The following is a 16,873-nucleotide window of genomic DNA, read 5'->3' on the forward strand; positions in this document are numbered from 1 at the left end:
CACCTAAGTCTAACGACAACACGCCCTGACTTAAGGGATTAAGACGAACTTAGTATCACCCGGACCACTCATGATATCTGTCTAACGACAACACGCCCTGACTTAAGGGATTAAGACCGTACCTCGTCGATATCAATCTGCATCGGCTTGAGTCTAACGACAACAGGTCCTTACTTAAGGGCACCGAACAAGCTCCGCATTTTTCTTACTGTTAGAAATACTTCCTGTATTTTGACAATTTTTTTTATCCCTTTATTGCTGGCGTTCTTTATTCTTCGTACGGTTAACTAATTCAATGAAGGTACAATATGATATTTTTTAAGTAACAAGCTATAAGCCAATTGGGTGAAAGTAGTGTTCAACTTTCCAAGGATGATTTAAAAGAAGTCATTACACAAAGTGCTCAAAAGTTAAATGAGTTTGAGAAAAAGCCCCTGGTGTGATTTTGAGGCTTTGATCTGAAATAAAATTAATGGTGTCTTTAATTAAAGATTATTCAGTGGGGAATTATACCGATGTACCTTGGCGGGTCATTTCTGCCATCTCAGCTTCTTTTACGTATCTTATTTCGCCAGTGGATCTTATACCAATCACACTAATGAACTGATTGGCATAACCTCTCTTTGAAAATTGATTTATAGATAAATTAGTTTTTAAAGTGAGACTCATTTATTTCTTTAATAAAATATTACACCCATTCTCAGAATAAAATCTGATAAACATATATTTAGCTAATCGCCTTTTCCACCAATTGAAGTTATGCAGGTATGATCTGAATCATGGCTTATAAAATATGTTATGTCCAATCTTTGTATTTTTCTTATTCATAACAAACTTGTTAAAAATCACAGTATTTTAATTTAATTATAATGGTTAAAGATAAAGTCAGATTAGGAAGAAATATGTTCAAAGAAAATACTGTAACTGTCAGTCATGAAGGTGAATTAATTTTCACATTATCAGAGCCTTACAATATTCAATTTAAATTATCTAGTTGGCTCAATGGATTGAATTTTTTAAGGTTAGAGCAAAACGAGTGGAATCTTGAAAAAATAGATGCAGGTATTATTCTAGTACCCAGAGAATCCATTGATTATGAAAGTAATGACAACGCGGTAGTAAATTTTGTTAAAAACATTCCATTAGCATTGCGTCAAACTATTTCTGTTTATCATTATAAGCAATTTTCATTATTGCATTTAGCAGCGCAGTCTCGAGAGCTACATGAAGTCATTCTTCATTCACCAAATTTAAGTTGGATGCTTGTTGTTTATGCAAGTAATAATGACTGGTCAATGGAGCAAACAATTTTGGCATTCCAGCTTAAAAGAATAAAAATTATAGAAATTATATTTGGAATACATTCATCAATGTTAGTTAAGTTAATTAATAAAATTAAGTTTATTAATGGCAGTGAAGGGGAGTATCTACTTACAATCAAATTATTTAAAAAAAGATATATAGTAGAAACCTTCAAACATTGGCAAGTTGTACCAATACAAGCATTAAGAGTAATTAATAGGTATAGGTGCTTTTTAAACAGTAATTTACTTTTTAATGAAGTTGACATTGATAAGAGTGTTTTTGCAAACCTGAAAATTTTTTCTGGGTTTCACCGGATTTTAGCTGATATTCATCGTGTAAATGCTTCTTTGAATAAACCATTTGATTTAAGTATTCAATATACAGTTAAAACTGGGCGTGAATTAACTCAGTTCAATAACAGGTTGACACCAGAACTACAAAGAACACGTGAATTAATAAGAGAACTAGCTATTCTTCAAAGCATAGATGAAAACTACCCTCAGTCTCCAATAGGTGATTTAGAACATTTTGTGCAGATTAAAAACAGAAATGAGCTTTTAAAAGAAGGCATTTATATGAGCCACTGTGTGATAAATTATCACTATAAATTAAAAATTGGTAAGCGATATATATATAAATTACTTTACCCTCAACGAGCAACTGTGGAAATTTATATCGGCAATAATTATTATGAAATAAAGCAGTTTAGATTAGCTAAAAATGAAATCCCACATTCAGACTCATTAAAATATTTAATAGAAATTTTAAAACCATTAAATAAAACGAACCTAAATATAACATAAAAATATTGGAGTTATACTTTAACTATTTTGATTATATTTATGAAAGATTTTTAACGACCACAGCGAGCTTGCTAAAAGGTGAATAAATAAATCTATTAAAAGCTTTGATAATAGAAAGCCTATTGTCTGTTAGAAATAGGTGAAAAACCTCTACTTGTAACCACTCTTATTGAATGTTTTACACACAGTGTATTTAATTAAAGAGCACTGTTCGATAGTCTTAACCTTGCAGATACTACCAATGTATATTTAACAACAATTGCGTTATTTCATTGCCGTTGATAAATCGCTTTTGGTACTTATTTCTATGTGCTCAGACTGGTTGCTTTATACCGCAGAGTGTTGAAACTCGATTGACGTTAATTTGTGAGCCGAAGTTTTAATTAAATGCATACAGTTAGTTATAGCCATCATTATTCTTATAAAATCACTTTAATGAACACTTTGATTTTGTTTATAACTATTTAGCTTCATTAATAGCATATTTAGTGAACCAGACAGAGAACATGAGAATTGTTGTTTATTATTTATGACTCATTATTCTAGCGACCATTGTTAAGCTATTTGTCGAGTAGTTAGGAAGCCATAACCAGATAAGGAGGGACTCTTTTGCTTTCATATTAATGTTAAGGTTTTGGCAAATAATTAAAGCATACTTAAACCGTTTCATACGATAGTTTTTTTAATAATTTTTAATAATTTTCTTGCTTTGCATTTATATTTTGTTGCCATTGTATTTACTTATTATTTTCATTGTGTTCTTATGTTTTTTTGATTTTTTACATATAAGGAAATAGTAATGCAAAAGCTTTTTAAATTAACTTCAGTTGCTGTGTTAGTAGGGACATTGGTCGCTTGTGATAGTTCATCAAATGATAGTGCTACTCAAGTAGATGATATTAGTAGCAGACAAGTCAATATTTCTGGGCACTTAGTATATCCGGAAAGTATCAGTGAAAGTGCCGCTTCGAAATCTGCCGTGCAACGTAGCACAACTTGTTCTGAAATCCCTACTGGTTACATTGCACTATCAAATGCAACAGTCTATTTAGAGAGTGCTAATGGAGAAATTTTAAAAGATGGTATTACGACAGATTCATGTGGTTCATTCGATCTGTCTGTTGATACAGATATTGCAGAAGAAGTTACATTACTAATAGCTGAAAAAGATGGATTCAAAATATTAAAATCTAGCGTTGATAACTTTTTCGAAGAGAGTGAATTAAACGTAGCATCAACCATATCAAGCGATGCGTCATATTACTTTTCAGGATTAAGACAATTATCAGATACTGAGATTAATATTGTCATTACTGATTCAGAATCTTACAAAGCAGTAATAGGGATAGAGCCATCAGCATTTACTGTTGAAAAAAATAATAGTGAAATAACGCTTAGCAGTTTAGTTGGCTCTCAAAGTGTTACTGATAATGAAGCTTCAATTCTCATTTCATTGGATTCAAGTGGTTCGATGTCTAGTTATGTTTTTGATGAAGATGGTAATTACACTGTAGATGAAGAAGGTAATTATCAATCAAGATATTCGGTAGCTGCCGCAGCGGCACATCAATTTGTAGAGACTACAAAAGATAACGATGAAGAAGCACGTTTTTCGATGGTTCTTTTTTCAGACGATGTATATTCGCTCACTGATGATTACATCAATGCTAGATTATCATTAGAAAACTCTGAGGGTGAAACAATAGAATTTGTTAGTGAAAGAGAAAATGGTTTCATTGAAGATAGTGCGACGGTACATACTTTAATTGATATATATAACCCTCACTCAGAGATGTATTTTTATTCATCTTCACCAGAAATTGCAAGGTATGATGATAGAGAAGATAACATTGCTTTGATTAATACATATTATCCATTTAGTGGCGGAACTGCCTTTTATGATAGTTTAGATGTAGGCCTTGATGAGTTTGATGAATCAATTACAAATCCTCAAATTATAGTATTAACTGATGGTGCTGATAATAGCAGCTCTGTTACATATACTGATGTAATTACAAAAGCACAAGACAAAAACATACCAATTAGTGTTTTAGCGATAGGTGGTGGAATTTCATCGTATTATTCTTCTCGAATGGAAGCAATTGCAACAGAAACGGGGAGTCAATATTTAGAGGTTTCGAATGTAACTGATCTTTCAGGTTTCTTTGATGGTCTGTCGACACAAACATCTTTTAATTATAACGGTACTTTGAGCGAACCACTGGTAACAGGGGATGTGATGCAAGTAACTGTGGATATTAATGGAGAAAGTACCTCTCGTGAGTTAACCATAGATTAACGTTAAGTATTAAAGCGTAAAACTTAAAATGTGGTTGTGTCATTAGTCTTAATTTCAAAGATTAAAATAGCTATAGTGTCATAACCACTCACTGCTTTGATTATGGAAAATCATTAAACTAGGGTGTTGATAAGTTCGTTTTTTCTACAATCTACCATATTAAGAATACCGCTTCATGCTTAAACGCAGAAGCGGTATTTTTTTGTAAATAGCTAAAGGTTTTTTAAACAGTAGAATAAATATTTATTACCCGGAAATTGAGGGAAATGTACAAATATTACTGAATGACATTCATGTCACTAATGAACGCTCAAATTCAATATTGTATAAAAAAACATAAAATAAACTCAAATTTATACTTTTCATGTATAACTGCTAAGTGTTAATATCTTAAATATTAGGTACTTATGCATACCATTCAACACCAAACTCTTTCGAACTGACGTATTGTCTTTTATCTACTTTTTATACCTAAAATAAGGACAGGTATGACGGCTAATTTTTATAATAAAAACGCCAATAAACTAGCTGAAATGTACCTATCAAAAACCTTTGAGGAAGTTCACGCATCTTGGTTAAGCTACCTGACTCCTATTTTAAACAAGAAAGAGGCTCGTATTTTAGATATAGGGGCTGGAGCAGGGCGAGATAGCAAGTACTTTGCACAGCAAGGTGCTGATAATAATATTTCTGTGACTGCGATTGAACCCGCATTAATGTTAGCTGAACTCGGTAAAAATCATACCCAAGGTTTGAACATTAACTGGTTACAAGATTCACTTCCCGATCTCACCGCCGTCACCCGTAAAGAAATCAGTTTTGACCTCATTTTATTAAGTGCCGTTTGGATGCATATTCCAGATGCGCAACGCACTCGTTCATTACGAAAACTCGCTAACTTATTAAAGCCCGGCGGCCTATTAGTTATCTCATTACGTCATGGTGAAAGTGGCGATGAACGAACTATGTATGACGTTTCTAGTGATAATTTAGTACAAATGTCTACAAAACTCGGTTTATCTTCATTATTAATCACAGATAAAAAGCCTGATGTGATCGGCAGAGCTAATGTCTCATGGCAAACGGTTGTACTAAAACTACCTGACGATGGGAGCGGAGCATTCCCTTTTATTCGTCATGTCGCATTGAACGACGGCAAATCCGCAACACATAAACTCGCATTAATGCGCGTGTTATTACGTATAGCTGATGGACACCCTGGTGCTGTTATTCGACGTGAAGATAATCGCGTGATATTACCAATGGGCTTAGTGGCGCTTTATTGGGCACATCAATATAAAGATTTAATCGATAAACATAAGCTGTTTCAAACGCCCAACAAAAAAAGCAATATGGGGTTTATGAAGGAAGATGGTTGGCATAAATTAACACATTTATCATCATCAGATTATCGAATTGGAAACCTATTCCAAGGCGAACAAGCAATAGCAATGCATAAAATGCTATCTGCAAGCGTCGCTAATATTAAAAGTATGCCTTGTAAGTTCATCACTTTTCCTAATAGTGCAGAAAGTGTATTTGAAGTTAACAGTAAATCAGTACGCGCAAAAGATAGTTTATTCTTGGACTTAACTACTTTAAAACATTGGGGCGAATTTTCATTACCTGAACATCTATGGATTGCTTTTAGCCGTTATGCTTGTTGGATTGAACCTGTATTAGTTTCAGAATGGACTAAAACCATGGCGGGCTATCAAGGCAATCGACAATATCAAACACCAGAGCAACAACATAAATTAGCAAATGCATTAAATTGGTTAGAAGCAAAACGCAGTACCACCGAAGTCCGAAACCGCTTTGAAACGCTGAAAAAACAGAACAACAGCCAACACAACTGTGTTTGGACAAATAAAAGCTTAACCAAAAAATACGCAATCGATCATTGCATGCCATTTGCACGTTGGCCTAATAACGACCTATGGAATTTATTACCTAGCGATGTCACAGCCAACGGACAAAAGAGCGATCGTTTACCGACAGAACATAAGATGAAAAATGCGAAAACACGTATTACAGATTGGTGGCAAGATGCTTGGTTAAACGATGATTCAATTGATGTTAGCCGAGAAATAAACCAAAAACGTTTTTTCTCGGAAGCGAATATCGCATTACCAGGATTAGCTGCGAGTAATAATTCAGTTGATGACCTTTTTGAAGCCTTGTTATTACAAAGAGGGCGGTTGAAAGAGATGCAGCAATTGAGAGAGTGGTGATGGTAATTAACAAAGTGAATATAGAAAATAGTAACAAGGAATATTATGCAATATAAAAGTCTTGAGCCATCACCTTCCTCATTAGTGGAGTCTCTTCGTGATATTGGTTATTCAATGGAGACAGCTTTAGCGGATGTAATCGATAATAGTATTACTGCAGAAGCTAGTCGTATAGATATCAGTTTTTCTTGGAATTTGGCAAAACCGTGGCTTGCAATTCAAGATAATGGTTATGGAATGGCGGAAGCTGAACTTTTATATGCAATGAGATTAGGTAGTGATAACCCATTAAATGAAAGAAATGAAAATGATTTAGGTCGTTTTGGGCTAGGTTTAAAAACAGCTTCATTTTCACAATGCCGTCAAGTCACTGTCATATCTAAAAAAGATAATGCTATGTCTGCAATGGAATGGGATTTAGATCAAATTACAGACAGTCCTACAGATGGCTGGAAAATAAAAATATTAAGTAATGAAGATTTAGAAAACATTTCTGAAATAAATAGCTTATTGGAAGGTTTAGCAAAGCAAAGCACCGGCACTCTTGTTGTTTGGCGTAAATTGGATCGATTAGACTCATTTGATTCTCTGGCTATTCGAGAGAAAAAATTAAATGCTTTAATTGATAGTTCGCGAAATCATATCGAATTAACTTTCCACAGATTCTTAAATGCTGGAGCAGGAAAGAAATCCATTAAAATGTATATTAATGGCGATCAGTTAATTGGAAATGATCCATTTAATAGTTCCCATTTAGCAACGCTAGAACTGCCAAAACAGCCTATATATGTAGATTCAAAAGAAATTACAGTACAACCATATATTCTGCCACACTACACAAAAGTATCAGCACAAGAATATGATAAGTTTGCGGGAGAGGGAGGTTATTTACATAACCAAGGTTTTTATGTATATCGTAACAAAAGACTAATTATTAAAAGTACTTGGTTCCGTCTAATGCCTAAAGATGAACTTACAAAGTTAATCCGGGTGCGTGTAGATATTCCAAATTCACTTGATCATATCTGGAAGATTGATGTAAAAAAATCAAATGCGAACCCTCCTGAGACTGTAAGGAAAGGGCTCAAGCAAATTATTTCTGAAGTTGAATACTCTGGTAAAAGAGTATTTAAACAAAAGGGTTACCAATTAAAATCTAAAGTATTAGAACCGGTTTGGAATAGAAATATAGCCTCAGGAAAAGTGACATATGAAATTAGCAAAAGTCATCCTCTCATTGATACTTTTAAAACCAAACTTGATGACGAAAGCCAACGAGATTTTCTAAATATATTGAAATCAATTGAATCATCCTTTCCTTCTGATCTTTATTTCAATGACTTTGCTAATTCCCCTGAAAGTGTTGAAAAGCCTTTAATATCAGAAAAAGAGCTGACGAATATTATTAATGTGTTTTTACCTGTCTACTTACCAACAAGTTCTAGCACTGAACTGCTTTTTCAAAAACTAGTAAAGATTGACCCCATGGCTTCTGCTCCTAAATTGACACAAAAGATATTAAACGAAATGGAACTCACACTATGACAGATAAAAAAAAACTAGCTCAAATTGAAGACTTAAGTGAAAAATTTATTGTCGCATCTATTGGCGAATCGAATTTAGAGCAAATTGCCAACCAAACTATCTTCGAAGCAGTTAAGTTAATGGCATCAAGCCTTTCTGTAACAGAGCAAAGTGAAATTGATTTAATAGTTTCAAAATTAGAAGAGAGATTTGATATCAGTATGTCATTGGGAAGTTCATTTGCAGCAGATGATTATGTACCATGGCTCGATGAAAAAAGGGGCGATATTGATTGGTTTTTTTGGGACAGATATAAACGACACTTGGGAAATTCAAACTTCCCTCCAAAAGTGGTTACCCAATTAGATTTAGTGACAGATAAAATATTAGATCACCTTGAAAACCCAAAGAAAGAAGGGGATTGGTCAAGAAAAGGGTTAGTCGTAGGACATGTCCAGTCAGGTAAAACAGCTAACTATACTGGTGTAATTAATAAAGCTGCTGATGCGGGTTACAAGGTAATTATCGTGTTGGCTGGTATTTTAAGTGCGTTAAGAAGTCAGACCCAGGAGCGTATAGATGAGGGGTTTATTGGAGTAGATAGCTCTACCCAGTTAGATAATATTGCATTAAAAGAAAGGCTTGTAGGGGTAGGGAAGTTCTCTCATGAGAACGTACCTGTTACCTTCACAACGACGATACATGATTTTCGAAATAACATTGCTCAACAAATAGGCAGTGGAATTGGTAATTTTAATCAACCAGTTGTTTTGGTCATTAAGAAAAACAAATCAATACTACAAAACTTAATTAATTGGCTTAAAAATAACAATTTAAACTTAGACCAGTTTCCATTTTTATTAATAGATGATGAAGCAGATAACGCATCGATTAATACAAATAAAGAGGAAAATGAAGCGACAGCAATCAACAGTAAAATTCGTGAACTGTTAAAATTATTCAAACAAAATATGTATTTAGGTTATACGGCAACACCTTTCGCAAATATTTTTATTGACCCTAGTGACCATCATGAAATGATTGGTGATGAGCTCTTTCCTAGAGACTTTATTGTCAGCTTAGATGCCCCCTCAAACTATATTGGTTCTCAACGAGTATTTAGTGATGATACTGACTTGGATATGGTTAGAGAGTTATTAGATCACGAAGACCTTTTCCCTTCAAATCATAAAAAAGATTATGCTCCACCAGCAATGCCTAGCTCACTTGAAGAAGCTATTCGTTCGTTTGTATTAATCCGCGCAATAAGGATCTTGAGAGATCAAGAGTTCAAACATAATTCAATGTTAGTTAATGTTAGCCGATTTACAGAGGTTCAAAGTAATTTAAAACTATTGGTACATGACTACGTAGATCAAATGCGCAAAAATGTCATCAATCATTATGCTCTCTCAGAAAAAATTGCACTCAAAAATGGTTATATCTCAGACTTAAAGAGCACCTTTGATAAAGAGTTTCCTGCGGTTGAGTTTTCTTGGGCAGAAGTGCAGTCTGTATTGAAAAAATCGATCACTCCAATAAAAACAATTGAAGTAAACGCCTCTAGAAACTCTGAGCCTCTTGATTACAGTAAAGACAACTACCCGAATGGTAGAAGTATTATTGCCGTAGGCGGTTTAAGTTTATCACGTGGTCTAACTTTAGAAGGTTTAACCGTTAGCTACTTTATCCGAAATACTCAAATGTATGACACTCTAATGCAAATGGGCCGTTGGTTTGGTTATAGGGATGGATTTCATGATTTATGTCGATTATATATGCCTGCTGAAGCAATTGCTTGGTATTCACATATATCGGATGTAACAGAAGAGCTACGAGGTGAGTTTAAAAGAATGGAGAATGCAAAGTTAACCCCTGAAGAATTTGGCTTATGCGTTAGAAGTCACCCTGAGTCTCTGATAGTAACAGCACGAAATAAGATGAGAACGGGCACTGATGTTCTGCGCCAAATAAGTTTATTTGGCAGGCAAGTAGAAACAAGTGTTTTATCCTCTACAAGCTCGGTTGTTGAAAATAATATCAAAGTATTAAAAACACTGATTAGCACTCTATTAAAAAATAATGAGTATCCTATCCCACTTGGTAGCAATAATTTGTTTATGGATGTTGATCAACAATATGTGATTGATTTTCTGAATGCATATACAAATCACCCTGCGTCAATAATGACAGATCCTAAACCCATTTTAGATTATGTTGGGAAAATAAATTGTAATTGGGACATACAGCTTATTAGCAATGCAAAACCGCATGATGAAGAAAATGCATTAATTGAAAGCAATATAATCATGCATCCATTAATGCGAACAGTTACTCAATACAAACAGAATAAAAATGCACTTACATCAAGCAAAAGAAGATTTAGTTCTCCTACATGGGAAAGGGCTGGTATAGACAAGTCCCAATACCCTGAGTCAGGCTCATTGTCCGGAAAAGCATGTCGAGAGCTTAGAGATAGACCGTCATTAACAATATACATTTTGGATTGCAAATTAAAAAATGAAGAAGACTCCTTATTAGCTAATGGTGCTGTTGCTTGGAGTATTAGTTTTCCTGGTAAAGCCGGAACTAAAAAACCAGAAAACCTTGTAAAATATGTTGTAAACACAACTTGGTGGAATCAAGAGTTTGGCAATATTTTTGATGAAGAGGAGATGGAAGTTGAATAATCCATGGGAATCAATAACTACGCCTAAAGTAGACCTTTCTGCTCGAAGAATTGATCACAAGCACCCATTAAATTTATATTGGGCAAAAGACCGCTTAGGTCGATATTTGTTTGTATGTCAACTGACTAATGAGTGTAAACTTCCTAAAACGTTCCCTTCGTTAACTGGAATAGATGTTACAGTTATCGCTGATACTCAGCAGCTCGCTTTAAACCTCAAAAGTCCAAGTGACTGGCAGCTATTCTTTGCTTTATCTAATGATATAATTTCTGCTACAAGGCCGCTGACACCTTCGGCTGTTGTGCCTGTTATTTTTAGACGCATCGAGCGTTGGAGAGAGTTTCTAAAACAAGATAAGCAAAAAATTCTTTCAGAGCGTATCATCAAAGGTCTGATTGGAGAGTTAGTCTATTTACAGCAACATATCGCTACCAAATACGGTGTGGCACAAGCTATAGATTTTTGGACTGGACCAGAAGGTAGCCCTCAAGATTTCAACATCCAAAATACGGCTATTGAGGTAAAATGTCAGATAGGTACATCAACACCGAAAGTAAGAATATCATCGGCCGAACAGCTTTGCGCACAACTAGAGGAACTTTATCTATTTGTTGTTACATTGGGTAAAACTGAACCTGGCTCAGAAGGTGCCGTTTCGCTACCTTTGTTAATTGAAAAAATACAATCAGAGCTAGAAAAAACAGGAGAGACATCGCAGTTAGAAAAGTTTAAAGATATATTACTTGATATTGGGTATGTGTATAACGACTGTTATTTAACTTACAGCTATATTATTGCTTCAAAATCATTTTACCAAGTTACTGAAGAGTTTCCTCGCTTACTACTGCACAACATTCCTAGTGGTGTAGATAAAGTAACATATGATTTGGCTCTAAATAGCTGTCAACCATTTTTGATTGATGAACCGTGGGTGACGAAACAATGACTTTAAATCAGTTTTATAACGACTTTATGCAGGATATTTATAGTGAAGCTGAAGTTGGAAGTAAATTTAATGAGTCAGTTTTTGTTGAAAAAGTATGTGACTACTTGGTTGAGCAAGCAGTTATTGAAAATTATACCCTATGCAGTTATAAAAAAGACTCTCTTGGCCTCAAACTCGATGCGTGGTATCAAAATGAAGAAAACGGTGTATTGACACTCGTTGTTTCTCATTACAAAGATAGCTTAGAAACATTAACCACTTCGCTTGCTGGTCAATTAGCTAAAAGAGCTCAACGTTTCTTTGAAAAATGCCTTGATAGTAATTTTTACCAGAGCATGGAAGAAACTGACTTAGCATACTCATTAGTTAGGGGGATTTGCCTAAAGTCAGCAAACATTTCAGCTGTTAAAGTAATCATCATTACCAATGGTGAAATAAGTAAATCAATAAAAGCGTTTGGTTCAAATACAATTCAGGGTTATCCATTCAATTTTGACATATGGGATATCGAACGCATTCATCGTATTGACTCATCAAGTACAGGTAAAGAAACAATTGAGATTGATTTCGAGTCTGAATTTGGTGAACAACTGCCCTGTTTAAAAGCATTTTCCGAATCAGATAAATATCAGTCTTATTTATTGGTTCTGCCTGGTTCGCTACTATCCCAGTTATATGACAAATATACAGAAAGGTTACTTGAGCAGAACGTAAGGACTTTTCTTCAATTTAAAGGGAAAGTTAACAAAGGCATGAGAAATACTATTGTTAACGAGCCAAACATGTTTTTTGCATATAATAATGGGTTAACTGCTACTGCTGAAGAGATAACTACGGCTGAAAAGCAAGGTAGTACGTTTATTTCAAAGTTAAAGAATCTGCAAATAGTGAATGGGGGTCAAACTACAGCATCGATTTACAACACCTTAAAAAAAGAGAAAGCTGACCTTTCACAAGTTTTTATACAGGTAAAATTAACAATTGTTCCCGTTGAATTTGTTGAAACAATCGTTCCGAAAATTTCAGAGTTTGCAAATACACAGAACAAAGTGAATGCTGCAGATTTCTTCTCTAATAGTCCATTCCATTGGCGTTTTGAAGAGCTTTCTAGAAGAGTTTGGGCACCCTCATCAGAAGGTGGCTTGCAAGAAACACATTGGTTCTACGAAAGGGCACGTGGTCAATATATGACTGCCAAAACCAAGTTGACAACAGCACAGCAGAAAAGATTTGAAAAGGTTAACCCTAAGCAACAAATGATCACTAAAACCGATTTGGCGAAGTTCTATAACTCTTGGGAAAAAATGCCTCATGTTGTTAGCCTTGGTGCACAAAAGAACTTTGGCCGATTCGCGGATTTAATGACAGAACAGTGGGATAAAGACGAAAAGCAATTCAATGAATTGTTTTTTAAAGAGTCTATTGCTAAAGCCATTTTATTTAAAAAGCTAGATAAAAAAATAATGAAACAGGAGTGGTACGGTGGTTACAAAGCAAATATTGTAACTTATACCATAGCCAAATTCCGTCTTGTTTTAGATGGGAAAAAGAAGTGTATTGATTTACAAGCTATCTGGAAAAGTCAGGAGCTACAGGAAAATCTACTTAATAACTTGTTAGAGATTGCAGAGAAAGTAAATGAAGTGATTAAAACGACACCTTCACACGTCACAAATATCAGTGAATGGTGTAAAAAAGTAGAATGCTGGGACAATGTGATTCAATCCCATGTCACTTTATTATCTTCTGTGGAAGCATCATTAATTGATTTAAATGAGTTAAAAAATCAGCACAAAGATGCTGCAACTGTTCAAACCATAGATAATGGTATTGAAGCGCAAAAATATGTATTTGAAAAATCAGGTGAATATTGGAAGGAAATATGTGATTGGAATAACACATCATACATTTTAAGCCATAAAGAAAAAGGAATTTTAGATATTGCCGCTGCTATCCCTGTTAAAATCCCAACTGAAAAACAGTGTTTGTATTTATTAGCTATTGAAAAGAAAGCTATAGAGGAGGGATTTTATATCTCAGAAACAGAATCTAAAATAGTTTAATTAGTTAATTTTAAGAAGTTTTTAGAAAAATTACACTAATTTTTTTAAATTCCATTCCATATTAATGAGAAATAATGATGAATGAGAATACTTCTAAATAAGGCAAGGTTAAGCTGATTATAACTTCGACAAAGAAGAATCAAAATTAATTAGCTACTTTAGTTAGTATGTTTAACACAGCGCATATTAATTTTGCAATACTATAAGCAACCAGTGAATGTATTGCATTTCAACTTGAATAAATTGTGCTTTCACGGCCTATCAAAGAAGTTATTATTAGTGAGTTCCTAGGTTGGTTATATAATGATGAAATTGTGAAAAAGGTAGGCTGCACAAATTTGAAGTACCTTATGAGCATAAGTTAAAAAGATTACTCATATATTGTTGCTCAAGAAAACTAACTTGGTATGATCACTGGCTAATTTAATAAAAAGAAATAATAAAATGAAAGCAGGTGAAATTCTAGTTATTGATCTATTCGCAGGCCCTGGAGGCCTTGGTGAGGGGATCTCTTCATGTACAACTGGGAGTGGTATTAAGCCGTTTGATATTGGTATTTCGGTTGAAAAAGAACCCTCAGCTCATAAGACATTAACGACTAGAGCATTTTTCAGAAAAGTTGCTAACAATCCCGTCGCTAGAAGTGATTATTATGAATATGTGCGTGGCAATTTATCACGTGATGAATTGTTTTCTAGTTATCCCGAGAAAGCTGCTGCTGCTTTTGAAGAAACACTTCATGAGCCAAGAGCGCTTGGGGAACATAATGATCAAATCCACCAAAGGATTCGAGATTTAGTTGAAGAACATAAAGGCTTTAAAGTTGTTATTGGTGGGCCTCCGTGCCAAGCATACTCTTTAGCTGGTCGCTCTCGTAATGCAGGTATTCAAGATTACAAAGCAGAGGATGATCAACGACATTTTTTATACAAAGAATACTTACAAGTTATCTCTATTGCACAACCTGAAGTTTTTGTTATGGAAAATGTTAGGGGAATATTATCTGCAAAAGTTGATGGGAAAGTTATGTTCCCGCAAATTCTTGATGATTTAAAACAGCCCGGTAAAGTTACTGATACAGAAGGGATATTAGGTTATAAAATTTATTCTTTAGTTGTTGATGCTGAAACTCCAGAAAACCCTTCATATGCAAAATCATCAGACTTTCTAATACGTTCAGAATTATATGGTATACCCCAAGCAAGACATAGAGTTATTTTATTGGGCGTAAGAGAAGATATTAATGGAATTCCTACTACTCTAGACAAAGCTGAACAATATCCAGTGACCGTTAAAAGTGTTCTTAATGATCTTCCACCCTTACGAAGTGGTTTCTCTAAACTGAAGGATGACGGTGAAGAGTGGGCTAGAATAATCGCTTTGCATGAGAAACGTTTAAACAAAATATTTAAACAGAGTAATAAAGTAGAACTCGTTGATGAATTAAATTTAACACCTTTGCTTGGCTTACCTCGTAAATCAACTGAACATAGCAATATTAATGAGGCTTTGATTCCTGAACCACTCAAGAGTTGGCTGTTAGATGAAGAATTAGGTTATGTGCTCAATCATGATACTCGTGGGCACATGGTTAAGGATTTGCTGCGTTACGCATTTTGTAGTGCTTATGCGCAATTAAATAACGGTATCTCACCTAAATCAAAAGATTTTCCTCAAGAACTTGCACCTGCTCATGCAAATTGGAATACAGGTGCTCATGCTGATCGTTTTCGTGTTCAGTCGGCAAATAAAGAAGCAACAACAGTAACAAGCCATATTTCTAAAGATGGTCACTACTTTGTTCATTATGATCCAAGACAATGTCGTAGTTTAACTGTTCGAGAAGCTGCGAGATTACAGACATTTCCTGATAATTATCTATTTGAAGGAAATCGCACTCAACAGTATGTGCAAGTAGGGAACGCTGTTCCACCGTTCTTGGCTAAGCAAATAGCAAATGTTGTGTTGAAGTTATTATCTGATATTTAGGATGGGTCAGACTGCAGGTACAAAAAAGCCGAACATAAGTTCGGCTTTTTTATTGCAACTATAAAGAAACTTACGCTTCTTCGTCCGCTACAACTGGACGGTCTACAAACTGGATATAAGCCATAGGAGCTTTATCACCAGTACGGAAACCACATTTAATGATACTAGTGTATCCACCAGGACGAGTCGCGTAGCGAGGGCCTAGTTCATTAAATAATTTTGCCACTACTGCATCATCACGAAGACGAGCAAATGCTAAACGACGGTTAGCAACGCTATCCGTTTTAGCTAATGTAATTAATGGCTCAATTATACGACGCAATTCTTTTGCTTTTGGCACTGTAGTTTTAATAACTTCATGCGTGGCAATAGAGATTGCCATATTACGAAACATAGCCTGACGATGGCTACTGTTTCGGTTAAGCTGACGTCCACTTTGACGATGGCGCATAACCTAATCCTTATTATTCGTGAATCGGCTTTAGTCTAATCTTCGATTAAACTTGCTGGTGGCCAATCTTCTAAGCGCATGCCTAGAGACAGTCCACGTGAAGCAAGTACATCTTTGATTTCAGTTAGAGACTTCTTACCTAAATTAGGCGTTTTTAGAAGTGCAACTTCAGTACATTGTACTAGGTCACCGATATAATGAATCGATTCCGCTTTCAAACAATTAGCAGAACGAACAGTGAGTTCTAAATCATCTACTGGGCGTAAAAGAATTGGATCAAATGCAGGCTTTTCTTCTTCAACTGGAACTTGTACTTTTGTTCGTAAATCAACAAATGCGTCTAATTGCTCAGCTAAAATTGTAGCTGCGCGACGAATTGCTTCTTCTGGCTCTAAAGTACCATCTGTTTCCATATCGATAACAAGCTTGTCTAAATCAGTACGTTGTTCAACACGAGCTGATTCAACACTGTAAGCAATACGCTCAACAGGGCTGAAAGTCGCATCTACTAATAGACGACCAATTGGACGCTCATCTTCTTCGCTATGAATACGAGATGAAGCTGGAAC

The 16,873-nt window shown here is 34.9% G+C and carries 10 protein-coding genes; 8 read left to right on the forward strand and 2 right to left on the reverse strand.

Annotation, left to right across the window (positions count from 1 at the left end):
• Positions 1–902: 902 nt before the first annotated feature.
• The 8 genes from V5290_RS11800 (at position 903) to V5290_RS11835 (ending at position 15,853) form a co-directional block, all read left to right on the forward strand.
• Positions 903–2,108 (forward strand): hypothetical protein, encoded by a 1,206-nt coding sequence (locus V5290_RS11800; RefSeq protein WP_333385829.1) that lies wholly within the window; start codon positions 903–905, stop codon positions 2,106–2,108.
• 799 nt (positions 2,109–2,907) lie between these two features.
• Entirely contained in the window at positions 2,908–4,407 is a 1,500-nt protein-coding gene (locus V5290_RS11805; protein WP_333385832.1) for a hypothetical protein, read from the forward strand.
• A 488-nt stretch (positions 4,408–4,895) separates the two neighbouring features.
• Positions 4,896–6,641 (forward strand): class I SAM-dependent methyltransferase, encoded by a 1,746-nt coding sequence (locus V5290_RS11810; protein ID WP_333385834.1) that lies wholly within the window; start codon positions 4,896–4,898, stop codon positions 6,639–6,641.
• Positions 6,642–6,686: 45 nt separating this feature from the next.
• Positions 6,687–8,186 (forward strand): ATP-binding protein, encoded by a 1,500-nt coding sequence (locus V5290_RS11815; RefSeq protein WP_333385836.1) that lies wholly within the window; start codon positions 6,687–6,689, stop codon positions 8,184–8,186.
• Positions 8,183–10,855, forward strand: a complete 2,673-nt coding sequence (locus V5290_RS11820) for a Z1 domain-containing protein (RefSeq protein WP_333385839.1) — start codon at positions 8,183–8,185, stop codon at positions 10,853–10,855. The genes V5290_RS11815 and V5290_RS11820 overlap by 4 nt, the downstream gene beginning before the upstream one ends.
• Positions 10,848–11,801, forward strand: coding sequence for a PD-(D/E)XK motif protein (locus V5290_RS11825; RefSeq protein ID WP_333385841.1), 954 nt, complete (start codon positions 10,848–10,850; stop codon positions 11,799–11,801). The genes V5290_RS11820 and V5290_RS11825 overlap by 8 nt, the downstream gene beginning before the upstream one ends.
• Complete coding sequence (locus tag V5290_RS11830) at positions 11,798–13,864, forward strand: AIPR family protein (protein WP_333385843.1); 2,067 nt, start codon at positions 11,798–11,800, stop codon at positions 13,862–13,864. The genes V5290_RS11825 and V5290_RS11830 overlap by 4 nt, the downstream gene beginning before the upstream one ends.
• Positions 13,865–14,308: 444 nt before the next feature.
• Positions 14,309–15,853: a DNA (cytosine-5-)-methyltransferase gene (locus tag V5290_RS11835; protein WP_333385846.1), complete on the forward strand. Its 1,545-nt coding sequence runs from the start codon at positions 14,309–14,311 to the stop codon at positions 15,851–15,853.
• A gap of 70 nt (positions 15,854–15,923) precedes the next feature.
• On the opposite strand, the gene rplQ is transcribed toward V5290_RS11835, so the two are convergent.
• On the reverse strand, positions 15,924–16,304 hold the full coding sequence (gene rplQ, locus V5290_RS11840; protein WP_333385849.1) for a 50S ribosomal protein L17: 381 nt from the start codon (positions 16,302–16,304) through the stop codon (positions 15,924–15,926).
• 35 nt (positions 16,305–16,339) lie between these two features.
• The coding region (locus V5290_RS11845) for a DNA-directed RNA polymerase subunit alpha (RefSeq protein WP_333385852.1) at positions 16,340–16,873 on the reverse strand (534 nt) is incomplete at its 5' end.

Source organism: Psychromonas arctica (assembly GCF_036697365.1).
Lineage (GTDB): Bacteria > Pseudomonadota > Gammaproteobacteria > Enterobacterales > Psychromonadaceae > Psychromonas > Psychromonas arctica_A.

Bases quoted from the DNA above. Each gene is read 5' to 3' on its own strand.
- V5290_RS11820 (WP_333385839.1), top strand. From the start codon at position 8,183: ATGACAGATAAAAAAAAACTAGCTCAAATTGAAGACTTAAGTGAAAAA.
- rplQ (WP_333385849.1), bottom strand. From the start codon at position 16,304: ATGCGCCATCGTCAAAGTGGACGTCAGCTTAACCGAAACAGTAGCCAT.
- V5290_RS11835 (WP_333385846.1), top strand. From the start codon at position 14,309: ATGAAAGCAGGTGAAATTCTAGTTATTGATCTATTCGCAGGCCCTGGA.
- V5290_RS11800 (WP_333385829.1), top strand. From the start codon at position 903: ATGTTCAAAGAAAATACTGTAACTGTCAGTCATGAAGGTGAATTAATT.
- V5290_RS11815 (WP_333385836.1), top strand. From the start codon at position 6,687: ATGCAATATAAAAGTCTTGAGCCATCACCTTCCTCATTAGTGGAGTCT.
- V5290_RS11805 (WP_333385832.1), top strand. From the start codon at position 2,908: ATGCAAAAGCTTTTTAAATTAACTTCAGTTGCTGTGTTAGTAGGGACA.
- V5290_RS11830 (WP_333385843.1), top strand. From the start codon at position 11,798: ATGACTTTAAATCAGTTTTATAACGACTTTATGCAGGATATTTATAGT.
- V5290_RS11810 (WP_333385834.1), top strand. From the start codon at position 4,896: ATGACGGCTAATTTTTATAATAAAAACGCCAATAAACTAGCTGAAATG.